We start from the raw sequence: 24,616 nt of genomic DNA on the forward strand, positions 1-24,616 counted from the left end.
CTGCGTGGTGTTTCGAGTAGATCGAGGGTCACCTACGGGCGGTGACGACGCGGGACCACAAAACCGTCCTGCCTCTTTCCGGTTCTGGACGTCGCGGCCCTCCCGTCGCCGCTCGAGACTCACCCGGCGAATCCCGACAGGAGCCATTCGTCGCCGTCGCCCTCGTCGTCCCCGATGCTGGGCGCGCTCACGAGGACGAACGCGCTTTCGCTGTCACCGTTGCGGATCTGTCGGGTCGACGCGGGCGGGATCCACAGCGCGTCGCCGGTTTCCATCGAGACGGGTTCGTCGTCGACGACGACCGTCGCCTCCCCCTCGATGAGGACGTAGATTTCCTCGTGGTCGTTGTCCGTGTGATCGTGGGGCTTGCTCTTCCAGCCCGGATCGCAGCGAGCCACCGTGACTCCCACCTGCTCCGTCTCGAGCGGATCGCTCAGAACGTGCATCGCACTCGAGACCTGCTCGACCTCCTCGTAGTTGACTTTCCGGTATGTCATACGGACCCTTACGTGAGGACGACAGTAAAACTATCCTGTTGACTGGCTTTGGTCGCGGAATTCGCCGAGATCGTCCTGTCTCTCTACTATCATGACCGTTGGGTACTGGTACGTGCGGTCTGCACCGTCTCGATTCGTCTACGCTGAATCGGCATTCAATTCGCTCTGCGGTCCTACCCCTGAGCGAGCGGATCGAAACTATCGACCGGCATGACCGAGTAGTCGACTGTCAGCGCGTCCTTGGTCGCTCGAATTTTTCCGACGAACGCCGAGATATCCTCGAGTTCTCCCTCGAGGACGAACAGTTCCATGCAGTAGTGGTTCCCGACGTGGCTGTGGAAGTTCGACGCGACGAGACTCTCGTGTTCGTGGCGCAGGTGCATCATCCGCTCTTCGACGCTCGTCGTCTCGTAATCGAACAACACCGTGACGATTCCCATCAGGTCCCGTTCTTCCAGCCGGGTGTCCTCGAACTCGCCCAACAGGTTTCGCGAGGCCTCCCTGACGACTTCGCTCCGACCGGTGTACCCGTGCTCTTCGGCGAACTGATCGAGCCGTTCTAAGAGTTCGTCCGGCATCGAGACGCTGACAACTGCCATATAATAAACTGGACGCTACAGCTATTAAGGATTATCATCACGAGCGGCCGTCGATATGCCTCGAGAACCGACTGGGACAGCGGTGCTTGCTTCCAGTTGATCCGTGTCCGACCGGCTCAAACGTGTTCCCTTGGAAGCAAATCCTCGAACTCCTGGGCCGCCAGCCATTCACAGAGCTGGACGAGCTGATCACTCGCCGCCTCGAACAGTTGCTCACCCTTCGCCGCCGTCGCATCCGTCTGATCGCCCAGCACGCCGTTGGTCGTATTGTCGGCCGCGTCGTAGAACGTTCGCGAGCCGTGTTTGACCGTCTCGGCCGCTTCGACGTCCGGGATTCCGGTGTCTCTGGCCTCCTCGAGTCGGTCGTCGTGAACCAGCTCCGGCTCGAGGTACTGGATCAGCGCAGTCTCCTTCGGACCGCCGTGGGGGCCGTTCTGTTCGAACAGGTCGTCGACGAGTTCCGGGATCGAGTCGTTCCACATCCACTCGATGGCGTACGCGACTTCGTCCTGCCGAAGGCGTGCTCCGACCTCGCGCAGGTGGGGGACGTTCCCGCCGTGGGCGTTGACGTAGATCACCCGATCGATCCCGTGCGACGTGAGGTTTCGCGTCAGCGACTCCATGTACTGTCGGAACGCCGGCGGCTCGACCCACATCGTCCCGTGGTACTGCCGATGGTGGCCGCTGACGCCGATATTGATCGTCGGCGTACAGAGATAGCCCGTCCGATCCGCGACCGCCCGCGCGAACGCTTCGCCGATCAGGTGATCGGTCGCCTCCGGCAGGTGCGGCCCGTGCTGTTCCGTCGATCCCAGCGGGACCAGTGCGAGCGATTCTGATTCGAAGTACGACTCGAGGTCGGGCCACGCTTCGTCGCCGAGGTACATGGGAAGGTTTCGTGTGCGAGCCACCAATAACGTGTTGTCGACGGCAGATCCGCGAGCGAACCCGGTCCGGACACCGGTCGCAGTACCAGCGCCGAACCCGGTGGGGCCGGGACGCGAATTCGGGACGCCAGCGGCGTCGACGCGGCGACATCGGTAATTGTTGGTTACCGAGTTCGGCGGTGTTCGTGGGTGCTCCCGGTCTCTCTGTCCGATTCGTTCCGTCAAGGTGTACGGATCGACGTCGAATTGCAAGAAGTATTTCGACCGATCGGCTAGGAGACGCTCGTTCGTCCAATTCGGTCGCCCCACAGTTGGAGTATCGAGATCCGTAGAGTGCTGGCAACGACAGCCACTCATCGTATCGAAATCGGCCGCGTTCGGCCGCAATATCTCCGTCCCGTCCGACGGACCGCTGACCGGCCCCTATGAGTGAAACTGGACAGGTTTGGCCGGTCGGTTCCTCCAGCCGTTTCCACTCGATTGACAACTGTTCGTCGCCGATTCCGAACTCGGTTACAAAACGCGTTTATCGCCCGCCGGCTCGAGGGTTATTTCGCGATCGCTGGCCGGAAACGCTGTCGTCCGGAGCCGAACCCGTCACGAACTGTCACGGTACGGTCATCGCGCAATTCGCCGTAACAGACACTTCAATCGTCGCGTCGACAGCGATCGGAACAGGTTGGTTTCGTGACTGATTAATACGCACTCAATTACGAAAGGCGGGCGGCACCAACCACGACTGCACATGGCACCACTGTATCCCGCTCAAGCACAGGTTCCGGACTGGCTACAGGACCCGATCGCGGAGTTGATCACGTTCCTCCCGCGGATCGTCGGCGCGCTGGTGATCCTCTTCATCGGTTGGATCGTCGGCCGACTGGCCGCGGGCGTCGTCCGACGAATCGCCGACGGCGTCGAACTCGACCGGATGGTCCTCGAGACGCCGCTGGGGCGCATCCTCGGCGGTACCGAACAGGCCGTCTCGAGCGCGTTCGGCTCGCTGGCGAAGTGGTTCGTCTACGCGCTCGCGTTCCTCGCGGCCGCGAACGCGCTGGCGATCCCGTTGCTGTCGGAGTGGATCTCGACGGCGGTCTCGTACCTGCCGGCGTTCATCGCGGGGCTGCTCGTCATCACCATCGGGTTCGTCGTCGCGGACTTCATCGGTGACGCGATCGAACGAACTCGCGCGGCGACCCAGACAGCCTACACCACGTGGTTCGCGACCGGCGCGCGGATGTTCCTCTACTTCACGGCGGTCGTCATCGGTCTCGACACGATGGGGATCGACGTCGGCATTCTCTACGTGTTCGCCCGAGCGCTCGCGTGGGGTCTCGGCGCGGCGGTCGCCATCGGTGCCGGCATCGCGTTCGGCTGGGGCGGCAAGGACTACGTCGCCGAGAACATCAGTGGCTGGATGAGCCGAACGAGCAGCGTCACCCCGAGCGAGGACGAGTCCAGCGGGAGCCGATCCCGAAGCAGCGAGCGGGCCGGAAGCAGTCCGAGCACCGACCGCGAACCTGGATCCGAGCCCGGTCCCGGGCCGAGCGACGACGACGACTGATCGCACGCGTCGAATCGCGCAGTCACGCTCGCGATCGACGCTGTCGGCACGGTATCAATCGCAGTCGACGCTGTCGGCACGGTATCAATCGCAGTCGACGCTGTCGGCACAGCACTCGCGCAGTCGGCACAGTACCCGCGCGCAGCCGATTCCGATCGGTCGCGACTCACCGATCAGTCGGCTTCGATTTCGGTCGCGGCTCGAGCCGTCGGATCGTCGGCCTCGTCGGGCGGAAACAGCGGCTTGACCGGGACGATCACGTGGGCTCTGACGAGTCCATCGTCGTGTCGTCGCCACTTTTTCAGATGGGCGATCGAGTGCGAACCGCTGTACCCGTCCTCGATGCGCTCACAGATCGCGTCGAACTCGGCCTCGTCGAACAGTTCGGCCGAGACCCTGTCCGTCTCGACCGCGACGCTCCCGCGCCGGGCGTAGACGTCGAGGCGGCCCTCGAACGCGTACTCGAGATCCTCGATCCAGCCGTGGACCTCGCCGACCGACGGGCGGTCCGGGGCGGTCGGAAAGGTGATCGACGCCCGATACTGGTCGGGACGCTCCCGGACGTGGCGCTGCCAGAGTCGCCCGAGACGCCCTGCAGTTCCGGTGCCGGGCAACCCCGAGACGACGTTGGTGAGTCTTTTGGCCGCGGCCGACGAGTACCGGCGGAGGAGTGTCCCGGCGTCGGCGCCATCGCGTTCCCTCATTCGTTCTCACGTTCGAGTTGCGGGCATCGGTAATACGTCCTTTGTTGTGAGAGACGGTCGGACGGCGAGACTGTCACTCTATCGAGGGGATCGTCGCTTCGCGAGAGTTTTGTACAATCCGCGACTACCGCAGGACAGAATGCCTCGAACAGGCCGCAGCCGCTCGATTCTCTTCCTCGCCGGCTCCGTCGCGATCGTCGCCCTCGGCGTCGCGGGTAATACCGGCTTTGATTCCCCCCTCCGAACGATTCCCGCGCTCCTCTTGATCGCACTCGGCGTCGCCGGCGTCACCAGGACGACCCAGGAGTACAGCACGACACAGCTCCGCCACACGGCGAAGCGATGGTGGCTGCTCGCGTTCGCGACGTTTCTTCCCTACGCGCTGGCGACCGCTCCCGCCAGCGAGTCGGCGGCCGCCGTTGGCGACGCGTTCGCCAGTCCGGTCGCCAGCCTCGTCCTCGAGTCGGTCGCCGGCGCGACGGTCTGCTGTGCGGTGTCGGTGACGGTGCTGTACGGCTTCGCCCGGTACGGTATCCATCCGGGACGGCCCACGCCGGAGGAGCGCGTCCTCGCCGACGGCGGCGAGGAGTAACGGCTCTCGACGAGCGGCCTGTCCTTGCGTCCGTCCGCCGACCGCGATGACGGGGCGCTGAAACCGGCGTACAGTCGAGACCGGCGGCGCTGGACTTATCCGTTCGAACGGCATCATTCGTCCAATGACTGAACGGGTGGAACCGGCGGATTTCGCGCCCTGGAGCGATGGTGGAGATCTGTCAGGGTTCCAGTGGTACCGAACGCTCGTCGACACGGTCGCGGAGGGAGTCTTCCAGCTTGACGCCGACGATCGGATCATCGCAATCGACGATACCCTCCTCGAGCTGACCGGTTACGACCGCGAGGTGATCCGCGGCGAGCACATCTCGCAACTCGTTAGCGGATTCGGAACCGACGCATTCGGGGGCGATGAGAACGGTTCGGGTGGCGATGGGGACGCGGATAGCGATCCGGGTTCGGATGGCGATGGGGACGCGGATAGCGATAGGAACGCAGGTACCGACGGGGACGAAGGAAGGGACGGGACAGCGAGCGATGACGAGGGCGGCGTCACCTCGACCGAGGGAGTAATCCGGACGGCCGCTGGCACCGAAATTCCCTGCGAACTACGCCTCGGGACGGTGCCTGCCGACAACGGCCGGCGGGGGACGGTCGGCGTCGTTCGCGACCTCGAGTCGCGACCGTTCGAGGGCGCGTCGCCCGCGGAATTGGAGACGGGCGAGAGCGCAGACCGGCCGGTTGAGCCGGCCGCGGCGTCCGAGTCCGGCTCGTTTCGCTCGTTCGAATCGATTACTGCAGTGCTCGAGGGGGCCGACGTGGGCGTTTTCGTCCTCGACGAATCGTTCGACGTCGCGTGGGTCAACGACGCGATCGAGCGATACTTCGGCCTCGACTCGACGGCGGTGGTCGACCGGGACAAACGCGAGCTATTAGATGAGATCATCGCCGAGCGGGTCAGCGATCCGGATCGATTCGTCGAGACGCTCAGTGCGACCTACGATGACAACAGCGACACCGAACGATTCGACTGTCACGTGACGCCGAGCGAGGACCGGGAGGAACGCTGGCTCGAGCACCGAAGTAAACCGATCGAATCCGGCCCGTACGCGGGCGGACGCGTCGAACTCTACTACGACGTCACCGAACAGCACCGACGCACCTACCAGCTTCGCCGGCTGAACGAGGCCGTTCGCGAGTGGCTCGAGACCGGGACGCGCGAAGCAGTCGCCGAGCAGGCCTGTCAGCACCTGTTCGACATCCTCGACCTCGAGATCAACGGCGTCTTCCTGTATGAACCGGAGCGAGCGACGCTCGAGCCCGTCGCCTGGTCCCAGCCGGCAGCGTCCCTGTTTGAGGAAATTCCCACGTTCGCGGCCGGTGAGGGGATCGCCTGGCACGTCTACGATACCGGCGAGCCGGCGATCTACGATGACGTGACGACGGAGTCGAACGTCTACAATCCGGAGACGCCGATCCAAAGCGAGATCTGCCTTCCCCTCGGGACCCACGGCGTCGTCATCATCGGCTCCGAGGAGCGGACCGCGTTCGATGAGGCCGATCTCTCGCTCGCGAACATCGTCGCCTCGAGTCTCGAGGCGACCTTCGACCGGATCGGCCGCGAACGGACGCTCGAACGTGAGCGGAACCAGACCGAAACGCTCCTCCAGACCGCACCGGTCGCGATCTCGGTCGAAGACGCCGACGGCGAGACGGTGCTGGCGAACCGTCACGCGCAGACCGAACTGGGACTCGGCGACCGCGATCCCCTCGGCGAGACCGAGTTGCTCGCCGCGCTGGACGTCTTCGATGCGGACGGCGAGCCGATCGATCCCGAGACCGGTCCCTCGGCGCGCGTCAGAGCGACCGGCCAGTCGGTACGTGACGAGGAGTTCGTCGTCAAGGACCCGACCGGTGACCGAACGTGGTTCTCCATCACGGCCGTTCCCGTCTTCGGGCCGGACGGCTCGCTCGAGCGAGTCATCTCCGCCGGCGAAGACATCACGACGCTCAAAGAACAGGAACGCCGCCTCGAGCGCCGCAAGCACGAACTCGAGACCGAACTGAGCGAGATCCTCGGACGCGTCTCGGACGCGTTCTACGCGCTCGACGACGAGTGGCGGTTTACCCACGTCAACGATCGCGCCGCGGAACTGCTGGGCCACACGGAGGCGGAGCTTCTCGGTGAGACCATCTGGGAGGTGTTTCCCAGCGCGACGACATCCGATCTCGGCGACCGGTATCGCGAGGCGATGGAGTCTCAGCGACCGGTCTCGTGGGAGCGCTACTCCGGCTCGCTCGACATCTGGATGGAGATTCAGGCGTATCCCTCCGAGACGGGGCTATCGGTATACTTCCGAGACGTTACCGATCGGAAACGTCGCGAGCGCCAACTCGAGCAGTACGAACGGATCATCGAAACCGTCGAGGACGGGATCTACGTCCTTGACGGGGACGGCCGATTCACCATGGTCAACGACGCGTACGTGGCGCTCACCGGCTACGATCGCGACGAGTTGATCGGAAGCCACGCCTCGCTCGTCGTCGACGAACAGGTGATGGACCACGCCCGGCAGGTCGCGGAAGACGAGAGCGACATGCCGACCGTCGAGACGGATCTCGAGACCGAGTCCGGCGAGCGACGGCCGGTCGAAGCGACGGTCACGTCGATCACCACCGACGAGTCCGGGTCCGAACGGATCGGTGTCGTCCGGGACATCACCGAACGGAAGGAACGCCAGCGCAGGCTCGAGGAGAGCGAGCAGCGCTACCGTACACTCGCAGAGAACTTCCCGAACGGCGTCGTCGCCCTGTTTAACGAGGAGCTACGGTACACGGCCGCGGGCGGACAGCTCCTCGACGACCTCGATACCGATCGAGTGGCCGAACTCGAGCAGACGATCTACGAGCGGTATCCCGACGAGCTAGTGACGGAGATCGAGCCCCACTTTCGGGCCGCTCTCGACGGCGACGAACGCTCCTTCGAGGTGACCTATCGCGGTCGAACTCTGCGCGCGACGACGCTGCCGGTTCAGACCGGCGGCGAGGTCGCAAGCGGTATGCTCGTCGTCCAGGACATTACCGAGCGAACGGAGTACCGGCGCAAACTCGAGGAGTCGAACGAGCGACTCGAGCAGTTCGCCTACGCCGCCTCCCACGACCTCCAGGAACCGCTGCGGATGGTCACGAGTTACCTCCAATTGATCGAACACCGCTACGGCGACGAACTCGACGCGGACGGCGAGGAGTTCATCGAGTACGCGGTCGACGGTGCCGAGCGGATGGCGGCGATGATCGACGGCCTCCTGGAGTACTCCCGCGTCGAGTCGCAGGGCGATCCCCTCGAGCCGGTCGATCTCGCCGACGTTCTCGCCGACGTCCGCGAGGATCTGACGGTCAGGATCGAGGAGCGAGACGCCGAGATCACGGCGGAGCCGCTTCCCGTCGTCGCGGGCGATGCGAGCCAGCTCCGACAGGTGTTCCAGAACCTCCTGACGAACGCGATCGAGTACAGTGGGGACGAGCCCCCGCGGATCCACGTTAGCGCCGAACGGAGCGGCAGGGAGTGGGAGATTTCGGTCCGCGACGAGGGCATCGGCATCGATCCGTCGGCCCAGGATCGGATCTTTCAGGTGTTCCAGCGCCTCCATAGTCACGAGGAACACGAGGGAACCGGGATCGGCCTCGCGCTCTGTCACCGGATCGTGGAGCGCCACGGCGGCGAGATTCGCGTCGATTCCGAGCCCGGCGAAGGGTCGACGTTCTCGCTTACCCTGCCCGCCGTCGACGAGACCGAACCGTCGCCGCCGGCGTCGGAATATAGTAGTCACTGAACGCCAGTGCACACCTGATCGCATAACGGCGTTGCGATCAGCATGTGGTTCGTTTCAGTGGCTACTATCGCCGTAACACCGATTCAAGCGATCGATTCGAGTCGACTGCAGTCAGTCAACAGCTATATATTCGAGCACCTACTCGACCCGGCAAAGCGGTGCACGACGTGATTCCGACAATACGCGGTTCGGATGGATCTCTGCTTGCCGCCTCGCTCGCCTGTTTTGCTGTCGCCGGCGTCGCGACCGCCGCTGCTATCGACGGGCTCGGACTACTGCTCGGAGCGACCGGGCTTGCCGTCGTCGGCGTCTACTGCGTCGCTCGCTACGCCCAGTCCGTCTCCCGACAGACGCTCGCCGTCACCGCACTGGCGCTGTGGGTCTCGTTTCTCGGGGTTGCCGGCGCTCACGCCGTCGGCCTCGAGTCGATCGGCTCCGTCGCACCGGGCCCCGCTGAGGCGACGGTCGTCGCGCTCACCGCGGTCACGTGGGCGACGCTGCTCGCCGCCGCTGCGTCGACGATTTTCCTTGGCTTCCGCGAGTACGGCTCCCCGGCTCCAGCAGCGGAACCCGACGACCAAATGTTCGACGGCGACGCGTCAGATTACTCGACTCGATAGCTGACGGCAATTCCTTCTCCCAGCGGGACGACGACCGTCTCGAAGGTCGGATCGGCACGAACCGTCTCGAGGTAGTCGATGACCCCCTGCGTGTGTTCGGTACAGTCGACGGGAACGCCGCCCTCGGCCCACTCGAGCAAGTCTTCGAAGTCGAGGACGCTCGCTGTGATCGCGTTGTCAGCGACAACGACGCCGCCGACCGGAACCTTCGAGCGGACGGCCTCAAACGCGTCCGCGTACCGGTCTTTCTGGTGGTCGATCAGGACAATGTCGAAGGGGCCGTCGGCGCGATCGATCGTTTCCATCGCGTCGCCGAGTTCGTAGCGCGCGATTCCGTCGTAGCCGCCCGCAGCCAAGTACTCGCGGGCGAGTTCGAGTTCGTCCTCGTCGACCTCGGTGAGGACGATCTCGCCGTCCGCGGGAAGGGCGTCGGCGACCCAGTAGGCGGAGTAGCCGTAGCCCGATCCGAACTCGAAGACGCGCTCGGCGTCGCTCAGTCGGGCGACGAACCGGAGGAACGCGCCGACCGCAGGGCCGACGTGGGGGAACCCCTCGGCGGCGGCGTACTCGTCCATCTCGATCAGGGTTTCGTCGGGATCCGGGCCGACGGCGCGAACGAAGCGGCCGATCTCGTCCGTGAGGACATCGGTCATACGCGAGAATACGATCGCCAGCCTATAGGGTTCGGGGAGCCGGACGCGGTCGTTCCGTCCCACTCGTCCCGTCATCCGCGTTCCGCACCCGACGGATACCTACCGGTTCCGACTCACGGGGAACGAGACGCGATCGGGATGTTCGTCGAATCGCTCGAGGACTCGTTCGTAGAGATCGGTTACCCGTTCGTAGCGGTCGTTTTTCCCCCGCTGTCCATTCCGCGGGTGGACGAGAGTGTCGATCCCGTCAGCCGACGGTGTCGGCCATCGCTGTCTGAAACGCGAGCCACCGGCGAGGATACTCTTTTTGGACTCGAGACCGTCTACCAACCCGATATGTCCGCCGAACACCCCCTTGCTGACTCCGTCGACAATCTGGTGTACGAGCCGGTACAGGTTCACGAACACGGGATCGACCTGACCGTCGGTGCGATCTACGAGGTCGCCGCTCCCGGTCGCATCGACTTCGGCGGCGACGAACTCGCGGAGGCCGACCTCGAGCCGGTGCCGACCGAACAGGAGAGCCCCCACGACGAGTACGGCTGGTGGCACCTCGAGGGCGGCCAGTACGTGATCCAGCACAACGAGTTTCTGACGGGGCTGGAGGGAGCAGCACAGCTCCAGGCGCGCAACGAGCTGTTGGCTCGAGGGGGCTCCCATCCCTCGATGCACGTCCGAGACCACCTGCCATTGCTGCCGCTGTCGGTGGCCGACGGCGGGCTCCGACTGAAGGAGAACGCGCGGGTGTCGACGCTAATGGAACTCCACGGCAGCTCTCAGTGACTCCGCAGTCGGTTTCGGTCAGCGGCCACTGATTTTGTCGCGGTTTGGCGGTTCGGTGAATACGTGTATCAGTAAACGTGTGAACGGTACAGCGGGTTCTGAGTGGATCCGTGTGAGAAGTGTCCTGCCAACGGCCGCAACTCCGAAGAAAGAGAACGGTATCGAACCCGGTGACCGATGCTACTGCCCGTCGTACTCGGGCTCGCGATCATCGAGGAAGGCGTTCACGCCTTCCGCGTGATCGTCCGTCTCGAAGACGATCCCCTGTGCGACCGCCTCGTCGGTCAGGGCCTGTTCGAGCGATTTCTCGAGGCCTTCGCCGACAAGTCGATTGGCGTGTCGCAGCGCGATCGGCGGGCCGGAGACGATCTTCTCGACGAACTCGTCGACCTGGTCATCAAACTCGTCGGCGGCGTAGACGTGGTTGACCAGGCCGAGGTCGGCCGCGCGATCCGCGCCGAAGATGTCGCCCGTGAGGACGAGTTCCTTTGCAACGTTTTCGCCGACGATCCGCGGGAGCAGGTAGGAGGTGCCGGCGTCGACGCTCAGCCCGACCTGTCGGAAGACGAAGCCGAACACCGAGCGGTCACTGGCCAGTTGCACGTCACAGCCGATGGCGAGGTTCGCGCCGGCACCGACTGCGGGGCCGTCGATCACCGCGATTGTCGGGATCGGACAGTCGACCAGCGCGGTCATCATCTCTTTCGTTCGCTGCTCGAGGCTGCGTGCACGATCGTCGGCAGGGATGTCTTCCTCGAGGGCGTCGACCATCCGCTCGACGTCGCCCCCGGCCGAGAACGCACCGCCAGCGCCTTCGATAACTACACAGCGGGCGTCACTGCCCTCGATCTCCTCGAAGGCCGCGACGAACCCGTCGTGGATCTCTGCCGAGAAGGCGTTTCGGCGGTCGGGCTGGTTCAGCGTGATCGTCGCGGGGCCGTCGTCTTCGATATCGAGAAGGACCGCGTCGCCGAGCGCCATTATTCGGTCACCTCCTCGTCGCCGTCCTGCTCACGGAGTTTGAACTTCTGGACTTTGCCCGTGGTCGTCCGCGGCAGTTCCTGAACGAACTCGACCTCTCGGGGGTGTTTGTACTCCGCGAGATTGGTCAGGCAGTACTCCTTGATCTCGTCTTCCGTGACGTCGGCGTCGGGCGTGCGAACGATGAAAGCCTTGATCGTCTCGCCGCGGCGCTCGTCCGGAATCCCCGCGACGGCCGCGTCGGCCACGTCGGGGTGTTCGAAGAGGAGTTCCTCGACCTCGCGCGGGTAGACGTTGTAGCCTCCGGTGACGATCATATGTTTCTCGCGATCGACGACGTAGAAGAAGCCATCCTCGTCGTGGTAGCCGATGTCGCCGGTGTGGAACCAGCGCCGGCCACCCTCCTCGGTGAACGCCTCCTCGTTCGCGTCGGGCAGGCCGTAGTAGCCCTTCATCACGTTCGGGCCGGCGACGACAATCTCGCCGGTGATCTCGTGGAGGTCGGCCTCCTCCTCGTCGACCGGTCCCTCCTCGACCGGGTCGACCTCGCCGAAGTCGTCGTCTTCGGGCGGCTCGTCGCCGCCCGAATGGTCAGCGGAACTTCGTTCCGCGCTATCGACGACCTTCGAGTCGACGCCGGGGACGGTCTTCCCGATGCTGCCGACTCGCCGGCCCTCGATCGGGCTGTTGAAGTGGGTGATCGGGCTGGTCTCGGTCAGGCCGTACCCCTCGTAGATCTTCGGCTCGTAGAGCTCCTCGAACTGTCGGAGGACCTCAACCGGAATGCCGGAGCCGCCGACGCCGCAGAGCCGCAGCGACGACATGTCGAACTCCTCGGCGTCGGGCTGATTGATGACGTCGTTGTACATCGCCGGCACCCCGTGCATGATCGTCAGTTCCTCGTCCTCGATCAGCGAGATGGCCTCCTGTGCGTCCCACGAGGCCATCGGGTAGTAGGCGCCGCCGTTGAACAGCGCCGCGTTCATCGTGACGGTCATCCCGTAGATGTGGAACAGCGGGAGGACGCCAAGCCCCTTGTCGTCGGGACGGATCCCGTCGGGGATCAGCTCCGCGGCGGCGTTCGCGTTCGACGCGAGATTGTTGTGGGTGAGCTGGACGCCCTTCGGCTGGCCGGTCGTCCCGGACGTGTAGGGCTGGACCGCGTCGTCGTCGTCGTCACGGTCGGCGATTCCGGGATCACCCGGCTCGAGGAAGTCCCCGAACGCGGTCGCACCTTCGGCGTCGCCGCCGACGCTGACGACGTGTTCGACGCTCGTGTCGTCCCGGACCTCGTCGACGAAGGGGACGAGGTCGGCCAGTGCGACGACCACCTTGGCCTCGCTGTCCTCGAGCAGGTGGCCGATCTCGCGGGTCTTGTACTGCGGGTTCATCGGAACGACGACCCCGCCGGCCCGAAGCGTCCCGTGGAACGAGATCACGAACTGCGGCAGGTTGGGGAGATAGAGCGCGATGCGGTCGTCCTCGCCGATGCCGCGCTCCTCGAGTGCTGTCGCAAACGCACCCGTTTGCCCCCAGAACTCCTCGTAGCTCGTCTCGGACCCCTGAAACCCGATCGCGGTGTTCTCGCCGTGTTCCTCGACGGCATCCGCAACATTAGTGACAAGATTTGTCATAGTCCGTGCAATGCGTTTCCGTGTATCGTAAAAAAGATTTACATCGTTCGGGGACAGCGGCGGTATCTCTTTCCAAGAATAACGCCATTGACGAGTGTTACATTGTGACACGAATCGTTCGAGAACGATGATGAGTCGAACGACGGGCGACTCGAGGCCGCAGACGTCCGTACACCTCATATTCGGTATCCTTCATACGGAATCTCCGTGTCAAGGGATGGAACGAAGGAGACCCCGGCGGTCACTCATACACGGCTTGACGAGGCATCGCCAGTCACTCCGAGAAGATATCGTCCGGCGAGAGGGCCTCGAGTGGACCGACCGGTTCGCCGGTGGTCGCATACTGGTAGAGGGCGGCGCGAACGATCATGCCGAGGACCTGCGTGACGACGATCGTCGCGACGAGCAGCAGGCCGCCGACCGTTCCCATAACGTACGCGGCAATGCCCGTCGCAGACAGGTACGCGGCGGCGAGGAGGCAGATACCGGCGAGCGCGACCGGAAGTAGCGCCAGCCCGATCCCGAACGTCACGGTCACGCTCTCGCCCCACGTTCGAGCGAAGGTGTCCCCGCTCCGTCGCAGATCCGACCGGAGCGTATCGGTCCGGTCAGTGACGATCACCGGGACGGCGAAAAACGTCAGAAGCCCCCACGCCAGATCGAGGATCGACCGGGTGAGCGTCCCGACACCGGGAACGTTGTCGTTCAAGATGGAGAGGAGGGTGCCGACGGTCGCGGACAGCAGCCCCCACTTCGCGATCCGACCGCGGACCGCCCACGCGGCGGCCAACCCGTCGCGGACGGTCGGCTCCTCGCCGGCGAACTGTCGGGTCGCACAGTGGACTATCGCGGCGTTGAAGAAGATGCCGACGCTCGAGGAGACGGCGAGGCCAACGAAGATGACGCCGTACTTGACGAGCCGGTTCGTGAACACCGAATCGACGAGTCCGTAGTGGAGTAATGCGACACCGCCGACCGCGTACGCACTTCCGACGACCGCGAGACTCAACAGCGGAAGAATCGCGAGTCGGGGGCGGTTTCGAAACACGTCGATGCTGGCGTCGATACCCGCCAGCCCGCGTCGAAATCCGTCGAACATATTTCCGACTTCTCTGTGCGAATATATAATAGTGTCGTTGCGTTGACTCTCCGTCGTCACGAGAACGCTACTGTGAGGAACGGGGACGGACTCGAGGGTATTTACGGCCGCGTTGCCTAGCCTCGCGGTATCGATGTACCAGGACATCCTCGTTCCGACGGACGGGAGCGACGGAACTCGTCGGTCGCTCACGCACGGACTGGCGATCGCAGAGCGATTCGACGCGACGATTCACGCGCTGTCGGTCGTCCCCGAAGGGCCGCTGGGGACGCTCCAGACCGACGAAGCGATCCCCGCCGCGGAGCGGGCGGTCGAGCGGATCGAGGCCGAAGCGACGCGGGAGGGCGTCGACGTCGAGACGGCGGTCGAACAGGGTGTCCCCCACGAGGCGATCCTCGCGTACGCTGACGACCACGGGATCGACATGATCGTCATGGGAACGCAGGGCCGGACCGGACTCGATCGGGTGCTCGTCGGCAGCGTCACCGAACGCATCGTCCGAATGGCCGACATCCCGGTCGTCACCGTCCGCCTGAACGACGAGATTCGGATCGAAGACGCCGACGAAGCCGCAGAGATCGCCCGAAAGACCGCCGATCAGGAGGGGTACGACGGGATCCGCGTCTCGGATGATCCACACCGGACCAGCGCCTCCTGGATCGTGCCCCTCGAGACCGACGCGGGACCAGTCCACGTCCACGTCGACGCCGTGACGAGCGAGGCCCGGGTCGCCAAGGGACCCGACACCGAGTAGGGAATGCAACGTGTACGTGTATTCGAGTGAGCGCGCGCTCGTTATGCGACGATATCATAGCGGTCAGCCGTCGGATTCTGTCTCGAGCGGCTAAGTGCCATCGCTTGGTGACCGCGTAGCGTCGGGTATCGAACGACGTTACTGGAGTACGTGCCAATTCCCTGCGCTCAGGAACAGCGAACCGAGTGCTTTCGGATTGAACTCCGGTATGAAGCCGTGACCGCTTGACGGGGCGGTTGCCGTTACTCACCGGCGGCGATCTGTGAGAAGCGGTGTACAACGATTCGACTGTTCGATCGAATCCATCGCTCGTAACACTACACCTTGTGCAAACTCAGACGCTTTACTGCCATGATAGTCACGTACACGACGAGCGGGAGAACGAGACCGAGTCCGATTATATTCGCAACGATCCCGACATATGGAAACTGTGGTATCAATTGAGAGACATCGATGATGTTTCTAATCGTATGCCGAAGGAGTAAATAGAAGAGGACCCCGACTCCAGCGCCTTCAACCGCGAATATCGCGATATACCTGTTTTTCACATCCTCGAATTTCTCCGAGAGTACATTAACCTGTATGGCCACATATCAATCCGGGCACATTCGATCTAGCGGGAAGCGTCTTCCCCGATCTGTCGGTCAGTTCGTCCAACAAAGGCGAGACTAATCCGCGAAAATGAAGCAGCGAGACGGTACCTGTCGCGTCGTTCAAATAACAGCCGGCTTTTCACTTGCGCAGATCCGTCGCGAGAAACGGCCGAGGGTGGAATTTGACCCACGCCTCCGTCCCTGCTGCGCTCGTTCGCGGGCTACTCGAACTCCCACTTCAGCTGCCGACGCTCACGTCCGTTCGCGAGGAGAAAAGCCAGGGCAGGGATTTGAACCCCGGGAGTCTCGATTACAAGTCGAGTGCATGAACCGCCCATGCTCCCCTGGCACAGGTCGTCGGTTAGCCGTCCTCCTTTGAATGTGTATCGTTTTCCTTCCGGTCCTCGAGCGAGCGCGACATCGTGACCCGAAACTCGTCGTACCCCTGGCGACGGTAAAAGCGGCGAGCGGCCTCGTTGTCCGCCATCACCTCGAGTAACAGTTCGTCTGCGCCCCGCTCTGCGACCGACTCCTCGGCCGCCTCGAGCAACGCGGTACCGATCCCGCGACCGCGGACGGCCGGTTCGACGTAGATATTCGAGAGCATGCCGCGGGTGCTGTCGAGTTCGAGGGTGCCGCGTTCGATCGAGACCGACGCGAAGCCGACGATGTCGCCCTCGAGGCGGGCAACGAGCAGCCCGTCGGCGACCTGATAGGCCCCGAGCGTCTCGCGCATCGTCTCGCGGTTCGCGTCGGCGCGGACGGCCGACTCGTACCGGCGCTGATCGCGGGCGAGTCGGACCCACAGGTCCGTGAGCGTCTCGAGGTCGTCCCGGGAGGCGGGTTCAATCGTCGGCTGCGGGTCGTTCGGGGGCATTCTCGAGTGCCGTGACGGCGGGGAGTGATTCGGCGGTGAGCATCCGCAACGCGGCACCGCCGCCGGTGCTGACGTGGGAGAACCCGCTGACGCCGAGTTTGCGTAGTGCGGAGGCGGTGTCGCCGCCCCCGACGATGCTCATCGGACTGTCCGTCGCGGCGTCGTAGAGCTGTCGGGTCCCCGTCTGGAAGCGCTCGTCTTCGAAGACGCCGGCGGGACCGTTGAGGATCACCGTTTCCGCGTCCGCGAGGATTCGCCGGTAGTAATCCAGCGTCGACTCGCCGATGTCCATTGCGGACTCGCCGTCACCGGGCGGGAGGGCATTGACGCCGAGTTCGTGGCGCTCGTCGTTCCGGCCGACGGCAACGTCGCGGGGCAGTGCGATCCGGTCGCCGTACGCGTCGAGCAGATCGGCGGCACGGTCGATCTCGTCCCAGTAGCCCTGATCGTAGATGAAGTCGGAACTGGCGTCGCCGAGATCGACGCCGTCCGCGATGAGAAAGACGTTGCCAACGACGCCCGCGGTGAGGACGTGATCGGCCAGCCCCTTCTCGAGGACGGACCAGGCGACGTCGATCGAATCGGGCACCTTCGCGCCGCCGAGGACGTAGGCGCGGGGCTCGGGCGTCTCTTCGATGGAGCCTAGCACGTCGAGTTCGGATTCCATCACGCGGCCGGCGTAGCTGGGGAGGACGGTCGGCAGGCCGACCAGCGAGGGCTGTGAGCGGTGGGCCGCGGCGAAGGCGTCGTTGACGTAGGCGTCCAGCACCGACTCGAGTCCGTCGACGAGATGCGTCCGGGCGGCCCGTTCGGGCTCGAACTCCATGTACTCCTCGCTGTAAAAGCGGGTGTTCTCGAGGACGAGGCAGTCGCCGTTCGAGAGGTCCCTAACGGCCTCGCGGGCGGCGGCGGTGAAGGTCGCGTCCACGTAGTCGACGGGGTGGCCGAGCAGTTCCGAGAGGCGGTCGGCGTGGGATTCGAGGGTGACGAAATCGTCGCTGCCGGGCCGACCCTGATGGGCGAGGACGGCGACCCGACCGTTGCGCTCTAAGAGTTCCGAGAGCGTGTTGACGTGAGCGCGCAGTCGGGCGTCGTCCGCGAGCGTGCCATCATCGCCGATCGGACTATTGACGTCGACGCGAACACCGACGGTAGTCCCTTCGACGTCAAGATCGTCGAGGGTCGCGATCATTATCGATCCGTGCACCGCGGCCCCCGAAAGGTCTTTCTATCGGAGAGATAGGGCTCGGCGACCGGTGACACGGATCACGCCGCCGTCCGGCCGGAGGCCGGTCACACCGACCGACAGTCCGTACAGACGAGTTGGCCGTTGGCGTCCCACAGCGCGTCCGCGAGCGAGCCGCAGGCCTCGCAGACGCCCTGGGTGGTGTACTCGTCGCCGCCGTTGGGGAGCGCTCCGCCGTTGCCCGCCCCGCTCGCACGGGCGGCCACGGGATCCGCGAGCTCGCGATCCCGATCGACCGGCGGCTCGCTCGAGCGGGTGGGGGTCATCGTCGCCTGGAACGAACTCGCAGCGGCGATGACGTCGCGCTGGGTGACCAGGCCGACGATCCCGTCGTCGTCGTCGACGATGACGTTGCGAATGTTCTGTCGAGCCATCGTGGTGGCGACGTCGGTGAGCGACCGGTCGGGACCGACCGTGATGACTGGAGTCGTCATCGCCTCGCCGACGGTCGTCGTGGCGGGATCGCGTTCGTCATCGACGAGACCGAGCACGTCCCACTCGGTCACGATGCCGACTGGCTCCGAACCGCGGACGACCAGCGCACAACTCGTCCGTTCGTCTCGCATGAGGGAAACGACATCGAGAACGGTGTCGGACTCGCTGACACCGACGTAGTCGCTCGTCAGGATTTCTCTGACTGACAGTTCCGATTCCATGTGTGAACGCATCCCACGAACGGGCTAAAAGCTACCTCCATCACGCTTAAGCAAATCGGCAACAAAGTTCCTTTCTTCCAGAATTCATCCGGGCTACTGTACCGATGTTCCCGGAGCAATCGCAGGGCAGGTCCCGGTCGGACCGAAACCGACGATCATCGGTCCGTCTCAGGCCGTCTCCCACTCGAGTTCGACTCTGGTCCCGTCGGCCCGGCAGGTCTCGAGCGCGTGTTTCGCATCGTAGCCCGCCTCGTGGGCGCTCTTCCCGCGACCGACGCCGACCTGCATCTCGACGTCGACGGCCTCGGCGACGTGAGCGGCCGCCTCCTCGTAGTCGGCCCGCTCGAGATTGGGACAGACGACGATGACGTTGTCGCCGCCGACGAAAAAGGAGAGGCTGTTGTGGGTGTAGCGCATGTGCCGCATCAGTTCTGCGTACCCCTGTTCGATCTCGATGAACGTGTCGAAGGCGTTGAGTTCGTCGGTGTAGTTGCCGGTCGCGTCGATCACGTCGAAGTGTGCGATCTGGATGTCGTCGTCAGTCCGGTAGTCGTCCGCGATGGTCCGGCCCTCGAGGCACTCGCGGCGATGCTTGTCCTGTGCGCTGCCGGCGTCTTGCAGGCATTCGGTTGCGTCCGAGAGGGCCTGTACGGGGCTCGTGCCGGTCGCGACGCCGAGACTGAGCGTCACGGGATACCGGTTACCGACCGATTCTTGGAGGAGCGCGTGGTCCTCGAGCGAACAGCCGTTCGTGACGGCGATCATGTTGTCGAAGCGAGTGAAGAAGGTGTAGCCACCGCGGTTGCCGACGAACTGAGAGATATCTGCGAACAGTCGGGACTGCATCGTCTGGAGGTCGGCCTCCCGTCGGGGTTCCGGCGTCACGGTCCACGGCCCGTAGTTGTCGATCTGAACGAGCGTCACCTGCGTGTTAGTCACTGTGACCGATTCTTTCGAACGCCGTCGTATAAGTGATACGTAATCCAGATTCGTGACGCGACTCGGGAACCGGGCCTCAGGCGGGTTTCTTCTCGGGGTTTTTGCCCTGCGGGTGGTACTTCCAGAAGTTACCGGCGCGCATTGCCGCGCCGACGGCCTTGTGCATGTCGACCATCGTCTCGAACTCTTCGGGTTCGACGTACTCGAAGATCTCGCTCATCGGGACGACCGTCTCGTAGTTGATCCGGATCGGATAGTCGCCGTACTCAGCGACGAACTCGTCGCGATCCATCGGGAAGTCCTCCGCCTCGTCGACCTTGTCCGCGATGATCCGCATGTCGAACTTGCGCATCCCCTCGCTGCCCTCCTCGCCGTCGGGATCGACCGGCCAGTTGCTGCTCATACCCGACCGTGTGCAGGGGACCCGCAAAAGGATTACTCTCCGTCGCCGTCGGCTCGTCGCCGATCCGCCCGCTCGACGCCGGTCAGTTCGAACCGGGTCCCGCCGACGTTCCCGTCGGTTACGGTCACGGTCCAGCCGTGGGCTTCGGCGATCCGGTCGACGATCGAGAGTCCGAGGCCGGTCCCGCCGTCGGCGCTCGAGTAGCCGCTCTCGAAGACGCGGTCGCGGTCGTCCGCTGGAATACCGGGACCGTCGTCCTCGACGGCGAAGCCGCCGCCGGTCTCGTCCGCGAGATCGTCCACGGTGATCGTGACGCTCGGGCGGCCGGGTCCGATCGGGCCTTTGGGGTCTGAACGGGTCGCAGAGCCGTTCTCCACGGTGTCCCGATGAGCCTGCGAGTCGGGGTTCGTGGAGCCGTTCTCCACGGTATCCTGATGCGTCTGTGAGTCAGGGCTCGTCGAACCGTGTTCGACGGCGTTGCGGATCAGGTTCTCGAGGAGCTGAGCGAGTCGCGACCGGTCGGCACGAACGACGGCATCCGTCTCGATTCGCAACGCGGCGTTGGCCGTCTCAACGTGGCTCCAGCAGTCCTCGGCGAGCGTCGCGAGGTCGACCGATTCGACGTCCAGCGACGGATCGCGTTCCCGTGCGACCGTCAGGATGTTCTCGATCAGGACCGACATGCGGTCGTGCGCCCACGCGACGGCCTCGAGATCGTCGTCGGCGCAGTCACAGGTCTCGCGGGCGATCTCGAGTCGCCCCTGCGCGACGTTCAGCGGGTTGCGGAGGTCGTGGGAGACGATGCCGGCGAAGCGATCGAGCCGTTCGTTTTGCGCCTTTAGCTCGTGTTCGCGCGCTTTGCGCTCGGTTATATTGCGCAAGACGCCGACGGTTCCCTGGATGCGACCGTCCTCCTCGCGCGGGAGGAGCGCGATGTGGTTCTCGTTGGGTACGCGTTCGCCGTCGGCCGTGATCGTCTCCATTTCGAAGGAGGCGTGTTCGCGTTCGTCCGATTGTATCAGTGCACGAATCTCCGCCTCGGCGGTGGCGATATCGTCGTCGTCCATGATGATCGAAACGTGTTCGCCGACCAGTTCCTCGGGCCGGTACCCCGTCGTCGTCATCTCGGCGTTGATCGGCGGGACGACCTTGGTGAGGTACCCCTCCTCGTCGAGCGCGTACACCTCGTCGGGGATCGTCTCGAGGATCGTCTCGTCGAGTTCGAGCTCTCGTTCGCGGGCCGTGCGCTCGGTGATATCGCGAACGACGCCGGCGACGCCGCGGTACTGGCCGTCCTCGATGGGCAGTAACGAGCAGTGATCCTCGCAGCGGATCGTTCTGCCGTCGCTCGTTTCGACGGTGATCTCGTAGGTGCGCTTGCGCTCGGCGGTCGCGTCGGAGAGCAGCGACCGGACGCAGTCGGTGCCGCGTTCGACGGACGGCTCATCGAGCAGGACGGAAACGTCCTGACCGACGATTTCGTCCTTCTCGTAGCCAGTCATTTCGGCGTAGGCGTCGTTGACGAACGCGTACCGGCCCTCGGCGTCGACCGTATAGACGGGATCGCCGAGGGCGTCGATAATCGTCTCGTAGCGCTCGAGATCGCGCTCGCGTTCCTTTTCGTCCGTCACATCCTGGACCGTACAGATCAGATCGCCGTCGCCGGTCGTCGACAGCGAGTGGGCTTCGGCGAAGGTGCTCCCGTCCGATCGGAGCCCCGTCGTCTCGCCGTACCAGTCGCCCTCGGCCATCACCGTCGGGATGATCACGTCGCGGGCGTGCTCGATCTCGTCGTCCGGATACAGTCGCCCCCAGTGCTGGCCGATCAGGTCGGCGGGCTCGTAGCCGTAGAGGTCAGCGTACGCCTGATTGACGTAGACGAATCGTCCCTCCTCGTCGAGCAGACTGATCCCCTCCCGTGCGGTTTCGATTGCGCGGAGCTGGCGCTGTCGTTGCAGGCGGCTCCGCGTCGTCTCGACGGCGGTGCGGACGGTCTCCGCCAGCGTCGCGTACTCGGTCGCGTCCCGCCGCAGGTAGTCCGTGATGCCGGCGGAAATCGCCTCGCTCGCGATCGCTTCGGAGCCCGCGCCCGTGAACAGCACGAAGGGACAGGCCTCGTCGTCAGCTCGGACCGCGTCCAGCAACGCCAGCCCGTCCGCATCGGGGAGCTCGTACTCCGAGACGATGCAGTCGACGTCGGTCCCGGCGAGGCGCTCGAGTGCATCGCTCGTGCCGGTCGCATCGAGCGTTTCGATGGCGTCGTCCGCTCGCTCGAGGGCGTCGACCGTCTCAGCGAGGCGCTCCGGGTCGCCGTCCACACAGAGGACGCGAACCGGCTCGATCGAGACGCTCTCGTGCCGAGATTCGTCTCGGTTGCTCATGCCCTATCTCTCGGTACGGTGTGGATATAGATTTGGGCCTCCGGTTCGGTTGCTCGTTCGTTTGGACCGAACGAGATGGCGGTCAGGTCGCCAACTCGAGGACGACAGTCCCAACTGGGCGTCACTGCATATCTGATCGCACGACAGGAGCGCGGTTCGGAGCGAGCGCGGTTCGGAGCGAACGGAGTGAGCGAGAACCGCGGGGATGCGAACGGCGAGCAAAGCGAGCCGTGAGCGAGCACCGCGAGCGAGAACCGCGGACTATGCGATCGGTATGGCAATCGTTTCAGTTGACACTATAGCCGGTCGGTCGGCGGGTCCGATCGAAATCACCGCACACTACCCGTCGACATCGATCGCTGGCCGGTTCGGAACCGGGGCCTCTCGAGTGTTGGTGCCGTTAGACATCGCTTCTCCGAATCCGGGTTCGCAGTTCGGGCACGTTCGTCTCGGTATCTTGTTATACGACGAGATTCATTCTCGAGGTCGATTCCGATGACGCAGCCAATCGAAGGCGAGACGAGAACATACGAGCGAACGTTCACAGTCGAAGATGTACAGCAGTTTGCGGACCTCACTGGTGACGATCAATCCCGTCATACCGAGCCGGACGAAGACGGACGGGTGATGGTACAGGGATTACTGACCGCGACGCTCCCGACGAAACTGGGGAGCGACAACGAAGTGTTAGCCAGTACGATGGAATTCAACTTCCATCGGCCGGTCTACACCGGCGAACCAATCACGTGCCGATCGACGTTCGACACGGTCGAGGAACGAGAGGACCGGTACGAGTTCACGTCGAACGTTGTCTGTGAGAACGCGGATGGCGAGACCGTGTTGACCTCATCGACGAACGGACTTATTTGGAAAGACAAGTAGCAGTCGGTACAGACGCACACGTGATCACCGAACCGGCGGCTCGTGCTGATCCCACGCGTGCTTTGTCCGCCAAAACGTCAGCTCGGTTCGCTCGTGTCGCGACAGTCGACGCGACGACTCACACGAAACCCGAGTCAGACGAGGGTCGGTCTGCCTACGACGCCATCCGTTGCGGTCGCCGCCAGCGCACTACTCCGAGGGGAGTGCCGAGAACGGACACCGGGAGGGGCACCGGTGAGTAGCCGCCAACGAGGGCGAGATAGAGGACGAAGAAGCCGCCGAGGATCGGTCCGAGTATCGAGACGAAGAGCTGACCGCTCTCGGTTTCCGCCTTCCGCTCGAGCCCCGTTTCCCGACGGATTCCGACAAACGTGAGGGGTGAGCGTCAGAGAGTGGTTCGCATCCCATTCTGTGTCTGCTCGCCGAACGGGAAGGACAGGAGAGAGACGTCCCGCTCAATACAGTACGGATCCACCCAGTGATGCTTCGATAGAAGTGGTGACTGCCGCCGATCGAACTGGGCAGACATGAAGGCAGAGATATTTTATCGGCAGCCGTTAAACGCCCAGTATGGCAAACGACAAACAAGAATCCGAGACCGAAGCGGAATCGGCAGATGATGCGACGGAACGCGAAGGTGAGCGGGTGATGAGTCGGGCAGACGGTGCGGGGATCATCCGTGAAGTCGCTGCTGGTATCGAGGACGGGACAATCGACATTGACGGAGAGAACGGCTTCACGGTGGCGGTACCAGAACACTTCGAACTGGAAGTCGAGTACGAGGTTACCGACGACGAGGCCGAGTTAGAAGTTGAACTCGAATGGCCGATGGAAGACGGCGAACCGGTATCGGCGGACGAATGACATAGTTGACGGCCTCTATTGCAGCCAATCGTGAATCAGCGGTAGGTATAGGGGGAGTAAGTAAGCGGAACACCCGAAATTCGTTGGTCGGAAGGGTTTTTGACCCTACAGCTTAGGAGATGGACCATGGATCGTCTCTCGACTCTTTTGGTGTACGTACTCGTTGGCTTCCCTGTTTTCTTCGTTGCTATCTTTTTCCTCTCATTCGGTCCGTTAGGGTTGTTCTTGTTCGTATTTCTCATCCTCATCGTAATGGCGATTCTGTCGTGGGACGATACTGACGAACCACCAGCTCGGACGAATTGTTCTAATTGCGGTGCACCGAACGAACTAGACCGAAATCGATGTAAGCACTGCAATTCATCGCTTGAGACTGCCGATAGCAACTGACCATCTCCTTGCTTCCCAATCACCACCCAGCGGTCAGTAAGCAGGATACAGTGAACAGATAGTTCAGTCCGAATAGAGCGAAAAGAACACCGTGCGTATCGTTCTATGACGACCTCGAGCGTCGATGATTCGAGATTTGGGGTTCGGGGCGGCTCGAGGCGGACTCTTTTTCCCCGTAGTAACAATAGATATAAGTCCCAATAGATCAACAATCCAAACGGAAGTCAG

Annotated in this window: 22 protein-coding genes and 1 tRNA gene; 8 read left to right on the top strand and 15 right to left on the bottom strand. The window is 63.7% G+C overall.

All coding sequences use genetic code 11. The features are described 5' to 3' along the window. Positions 1-119: 119 nt before the first annotated feature. From ACEWFR_RS08850 to ACEWFR_RS08860, 3 genes are all read right to left on the bottom strand, one after another. Entirely contained in the window at positions 120-497 is a 378-nt protein-coding gene (locus ACEWFR_RS08850) for a cupin domain-containing protein (protein ID WP_098727198.1), read from the bottom strand. A gap of 173 nt (positions 498-670) precedes the next feature. Further along, the gene (locus tag ACEWFR_RS08855) at positions 671-1,096 is read right to left on the bottom strand and encodes a CopG family ribbon-helix-helix protein (RefSeq protein ID WP_098727199.1); all 426 of its coding nucleotides are present in this window, start codon (positions 1,094-1,096) and stop codon (positions 671-673) included. A gap of 116 nt (positions 1,097-1,212) precedes the next feature. Continuing rightward, entirely contained in the window at positions 1,213-1,983 is a 771-nt protein-coding gene (locus ACEWFR_RS08860) for a creatininase family protein (protein WP_374060677.1), read from the bottom strand. Between the two features lie 745 nt (positions 1,984-2,728). Here ACEWFR_RS08860 and ACEWFR_RS08865 point away from each other — a divergent pair. Then, a complete protein-coding gene (locus tag ACEWFR_RS08865; RefSeq protein WP_374060678.1) occupies positions 2,729-3,544 on the top strand; it encodes a hypothetical protein in 816 nt (271 codons plus the stop codon). A gap of 173 nt (positions 3,545-3,717) precedes the next feature. On the opposite strand, the gene ACEWFR_RS08870 is transcribed toward ACEWFR_RS08865, so the two are convergent. After that, positions 3,718-4,248, bottom strand: a complete 531-nt coding sequence (locus ACEWFR_RS08870; RefSeq protein WP_374060679.1) for a hypothetical protein — start codon at positions 4,246-4,248, stop codon at positions 3,718-3,720. Between the two features lie 139 nt (positions 4,249-4,387). Between ACEWFR_RS08870 and ACEWFR_RS08875 the strand changes: the two genes are divergently transcribed. From ACEWFR_RS08875 to ACEWFR_RS08885, 3 genes are all read left to right on the top strand, one after another. Next, positions 4,388-4,840: a hypothetical protein gene (locus ACEWFR_RS08875; protein WP_374060680.1), complete on the top strand. Its 453-nt coding sequence runs from the start codon at positions 4,388-4,390 to the stop codon at positions 4,838-4,840. A gap of 124 nt (positions 4,841-4,964) precedes the next feature. Beyond that, on the top strand, positions 4,965-8,633 hold the full coding sequence (locus ACEWFR_RS08880) for a PAS domain S-box protein (protein WP_374060681.1): 3,669 nt from the start codon (positions 4,965-4,967) through the stop codon (positions 8,631-8,633). Between the two features lie 158 nt (positions 8,634-8,791). Further along, positions 8,792-9,253 (top strand): hypothetical protein, encoded by a 462-nt coding sequence (locus tag ACEWFR_RS08885; protein WP_374060682.1) that lies wholly within the window; start codon positions 8,792-8,794, stop codon positions 9,251-9,253. On the opposite strand, the gene ACEWFR_RS08890 is transcribed toward ACEWFR_RS08885, so the two are convergent. Beyond that, positions 9,238-9,906 (bottom strand): O-methyltransferase, encoded by a 669-nt coding sequence (locus ACEWFR_RS08890; protein ID WP_374060683.1) that lies wholly within the window; start codon positions 9,904-9,906, stop codon positions 9,238-9,240. The two genes, ACEWFR_RS08885 and ACEWFR_RS08890, sit on opposite strands and share 16 nt — an antisense overlap. 336 nt (positions 9,907-10,242) lie before the next feature. Between ACEWFR_RS08890 and ACEWFR_RS08895 the strand changes: the two genes are divergently transcribed. Then, positions 10,243-10,689, top strand: a complete 447-nt coding sequence (locus tag ACEWFR_RS08895) for a dCTP deaminase (RefSeq protein ID WP_374060684.1) — start codon at positions 10,243-10,245, stop codon at positions 10,687-10,689. Positions 10,690-10,869: 180 nt separating this feature from the next. Here ACEWFR_RS08895 and ACEWFR_RS08900 read toward each other — a convergent pair whose 3' ends face one another. From ACEWFR_RS08900 to ACEWFR_RS08910, 3 genes are all read right to left on the bottom strand, one after another. Then, positions 10,870-11,670, bottom strand: coding sequence for an enoyl-CoA hydratase/isomerase family protein (locus ACEWFR_RS08900; protein WP_374060685.1), 801 nt, complete (start codon positions 11,668-11,670; stop codon positions 10,870-10,872). Further along, positions 11,670-13,304 carry a long-chain fatty acid--CoA ligase gene (locus ACEWFR_RS08905; RefSeq protein WP_374060686.1) on the bottom strand — a complete coding sequence of 545 codons (1,635 nt, stop codon included), beginning with the start codon at positions 13,302-13,304 and terminating at the stop codon, positions 11,670-11,672. The genes ACEWFR_RS08900 and ACEWFR_RS08905 overlap by 1 nt, the downstream gene beginning before the upstream one ends. Positions 13,305-13,578: 274 nt before the next feature. After that, positions 13,579-14,403, bottom strand: coding sequence for a DUF6159 family protein (locus tag ACEWFR_RS08910; RefSeq protein WP_374060687.1), 825 nt, complete (start codon positions 14,401-14,403; stop codon positions 13,579-13,581). Positions 14,404-14,536: 133 nt separating this feature from the next. On the opposite strand from ACEWFR_RS08910, the gene ACEWFR_RS08915 reads away from it, so the two are divergent. Next, positions 14,537-15,157 carry a universal stress protein gene (locus ACEWFR_RS08915; protein ID WP_374060688.1) on the top strand — a complete coding sequence of 207 codons (621 nt, stop codon included), beginning with the start codon at positions 14,537-14,539 and terminating at the stop codon, positions 15,155-15,157. 868 nt (positions 15,158-16,025) lie between these two features. Here the strand turns inward: ACEWFR_RS08915 and ACEWFR_RS08920 are convergent. The 7 genes from ACEWFR_RS08920 to ACEWFR_RS08950 all read right to left on the bottom strand — a co-directional run bounded on the left by ACEWFR_RS08920 (position 16,026) and on the right by ACEWFR_RS08950 (position 22,252). Then, positions 16,026-16,099, bottom strand: a tRNA-Thr gene (locus tag ACEWFR_RS08920). A gap of 12 nt (positions 16,100-16,111) precedes the next feature. Next, positions 16,112-16,627: an N-acetyltransferase family protein gene (locus tag ACEWFR_RS08925; RefSeq protein WP_374060689.1), complete on the bottom strand. Its 516-nt coding sequence runs from the start codon at positions 16,625-16,627 to the stop codon at positions 16,112-16,114. Further along, the gene (gene pgk / locus ACEWFR_RS08930) at positions 16,596-17,819 is read right to left on the bottom strand and encodes a phosphoglycerate kinase (protein WP_374060690.1); all 1,224 of its coding nucleotides are present in this window, start codon (positions 17,817-17,819) and stop codon (positions 16,596-16,598) included. Before pgk ends, ACEWFR_RS08925 begins: the two co-directional genes overlap by 32 nt. A 101-nt stretch (positions 17,820-17,920) precedes the next feature. After that, complete coding sequence (locus ACEWFR_RS08935) at positions 17,921-18,529, bottom strand: cyclic nucleotide-binding/CBS domain-containing protein (protein WP_374060691.1); 609 nt, start codon at positions 18,527-18,529, stop codon at positions 17,921-17,923. Between the two features lie 168 nt (positions 18,530-18,697). Continuing rightward, positions 18,698-19,468 (bottom strand): GTP cyclohydrolase III, encoded by a 771-nt coding sequence (locus ACEWFR_RS08940; RefSeq protein ID WP_374060692.1) that lies wholly within the window; start codon positions 19,466-19,468, stop codon positions 18,698-18,700. A 76-nt stretch (positions 19,469-19,544) separates the two neighbouring features. Continuing rightward, complete coding sequence (locus tag ACEWFR_RS08945) at positions 19,545-19,871, bottom strand: DUF5785 family protein (protein ID WP_374060693.1); 327 nt, start codon at positions 19,869-19,871, stop codon at positions 19,545-19,547. 32 nt (positions 19,872-19,903) lie between these two features. After that, positions 19,904-22,252, bottom strand: a complete 2,349-nt coding sequence (locus ACEWFR_RS08950; RefSeq protein ID WP_374060694.1) for a PAS domain S-box protein — start codon at positions 22,250-22,252, stop codon at positions 19,904-19,906. A gap of 495 nt (positions 22,253-22,747) precedes the next feature. Here ACEWFR_RS08950 and ACEWFR_RS08955 point away from each other — a divergent pair, with 495 nt between their 5' ends. Continuing rightward, a complete protein-coding gene (locus tag ACEWFR_RS08955; RefSeq protein ID WP_374060695.1) occupies positions 22,748-23,134 on the top strand; it encodes a MaoC family dehydratase in 387 nt (128 codons plus the stop codon). Between the two features lie 570 nt (positions 23,135-23,704). Next, positions 23,705-23,998, top strand: coding sequence for an amphi-Trp domain-containing protein (locus tag ACEWFR_RS08960; RefSeq protein ID WP_374060696.1), 294 nt, complete (start codon positions 23,705-23,707; stop codon positions 23,996-23,998). The last annotated feature ends 618 nt before the right edge of the window (positions 23,999-24,616 follow it).

The sequence above is a fragment of the Natrinema sp. H-ect4 genome (assembly GCF_041894845.1).
GTDB lineage: Archaea > Halobacteriota > Halobacteria > Halobacteriales > Natrialbaceae > Natrinema.

What these genes read in the sequence shown, in the direction of transcription:
- ACEWFR_RS08925 (WP_374060689.1), bottom strand. Translation starts at nt 16,627, where the DNA reads ATGCCCCCGAACGACCCGCAGCCGACGATTGAACCCGCCTCCCGGGAC.
- ACEWFR_RS08955 (WP_374060695.1), top strand. Translation starts at nt 22,748, where the DNA reads ATGACGCAGCCAATCGAAGGCGAGACGAGAACATACGAGCGAACGTTC.
- ACEWFR_RS08960 (WP_374060696.1), top strand. Translation starts at nt 23,705, where the DNA reads ATGGCAAACGACAAACAAGAATCCGAGACCGAAGCGGAATCGGCAGAT.
- ACEWFR_RS08865 (WP_374060678.1), top strand. Translation starts at nt 2,729, where the DNA reads ATGGCACCACTGTATCCCGCTCAAGCACAGGTTCCGGACTGGCTACAG.
- pgk (WP_374060690.1), bottom strand. Translation starts at nt 17,819, where the DNA reads ATGATCGCGACCCTCGACGATCTTGACGTCGAAGGGACTACCGTCGGT.
- ACEWFR_RS08910 (WP_374060687.1), bottom strand. Translation starts at nt 14,403, where the DNA reads ATGTTCGACGGATTTCGACGCGGGCTGGCGGGTATCGACGCCAGCATC.
- ACEWFR_RS08890 (WP_374060683.1), bottom strand. Translation starts at nt 9,906, where the DNA reads ATGACCGATGTCCTCACGGACGAGATCGGCCGCTTCGTTCGCGCCGTC.
- ACEWFR_RS08850 (WP_098727198.1), bottom strand. Translation starts at nt 497, where the DNA reads ATGACATACCGGAAAGTCAACTACGAGGAGGTCGAGCAGGTCTCGAGT.
- ACEWFR_RS08950 (WP_374060694.1), bottom strand. Translation starts at nt 22,252, where the DNA reads ATGAGCAACCGAGACGAATCTCGGCACGAGAGCGTCTCGATCGAGCCG.
- ACEWFR_RS08915 (WP_374060688.1), top strand. Translation starts at nt 14,537, where the DNA reads ATGTACCAGGACATCCTCGTTCCGACGGACGGGAGCGACGGAACTCGT.
- ACEWFR_RS08935 (WP_374060691.1), bottom strand. Translation starts at nt 18,529, where the DNA reads ATGGAATCGGAACTGTCAGTCAGAGAAATCCTGACGAGCGACTACGTC.
- ACEWFR_RS08880 (WP_374060681.1), top strand. Translation starts at nt 4,965, where the DNA reads ATGACTGAACGGGTGGAACCGGCGGATTTCGCGCCCTGGAGCGATGGT.
- ACEWFR_RS08860 (WP_374060677.1), bottom strand. Translation starts at nt 1,983, where the DNA reads ATGTACCTCGGCGACGAAGCGTGGCCCGACCTCGAGTCGTACTTCGAA.
- ACEWFR_RS08870 (WP_374060679.1), bottom strand. Translation starts at nt 4,248, where the DNA reads ATGAGGGAACGCGATGGCGCCGACGCCGGGACACTCCTCCGCCGGTAC.
- ACEWFR_RS08900 (WP_374060685.1), bottom strand. Translation starts at nt 11,670, where the DNA reads ATGGCGCTCGGCGACGCGGTCCTTCTCGATATCGAAGACGACGGCCCC.
- ACEWFR_RS08875 (WP_374060680.1), top strand. Translation starts at nt 4,388, where the DNA reads ATGCCTCGAACAGGCCGCAGCCGCTCGATTCTCTTCCTCGCCGGCTCC.
- ACEWFR_RS08895 (WP_374060684.1), top strand. Translation starts at nt 10,243, where the DNA reads ATGTCCGCCGAACACCCCCTTGCTGACTCCGTCGACAATCTGGTGTAC.
- ACEWFR_RS08945 (WP_374060693.1), bottom strand. Translation starts at nt 19,871, where the DNA reads ATGAGCAGCAACTGGCCGGTCGATCCCGACGGCGAGGAGGGCAGCGAG.
- ACEWFR_RS08855 (WP_098727199.1), bottom strand. Translation starts at nt 1,096, where the DNA reads ATGGCAGTTGTCAGCGTCTCGATGCCGGACGAACTCTTAGAACGGCTC.
- ACEWFR_RS08905 (WP_374060686.1), bottom strand. Translation starts at nt 13,304, where the DNA reads ATGACAAATCTTGTCACTAATGTTGCGGATGCCGTCGAGGAACACGGC.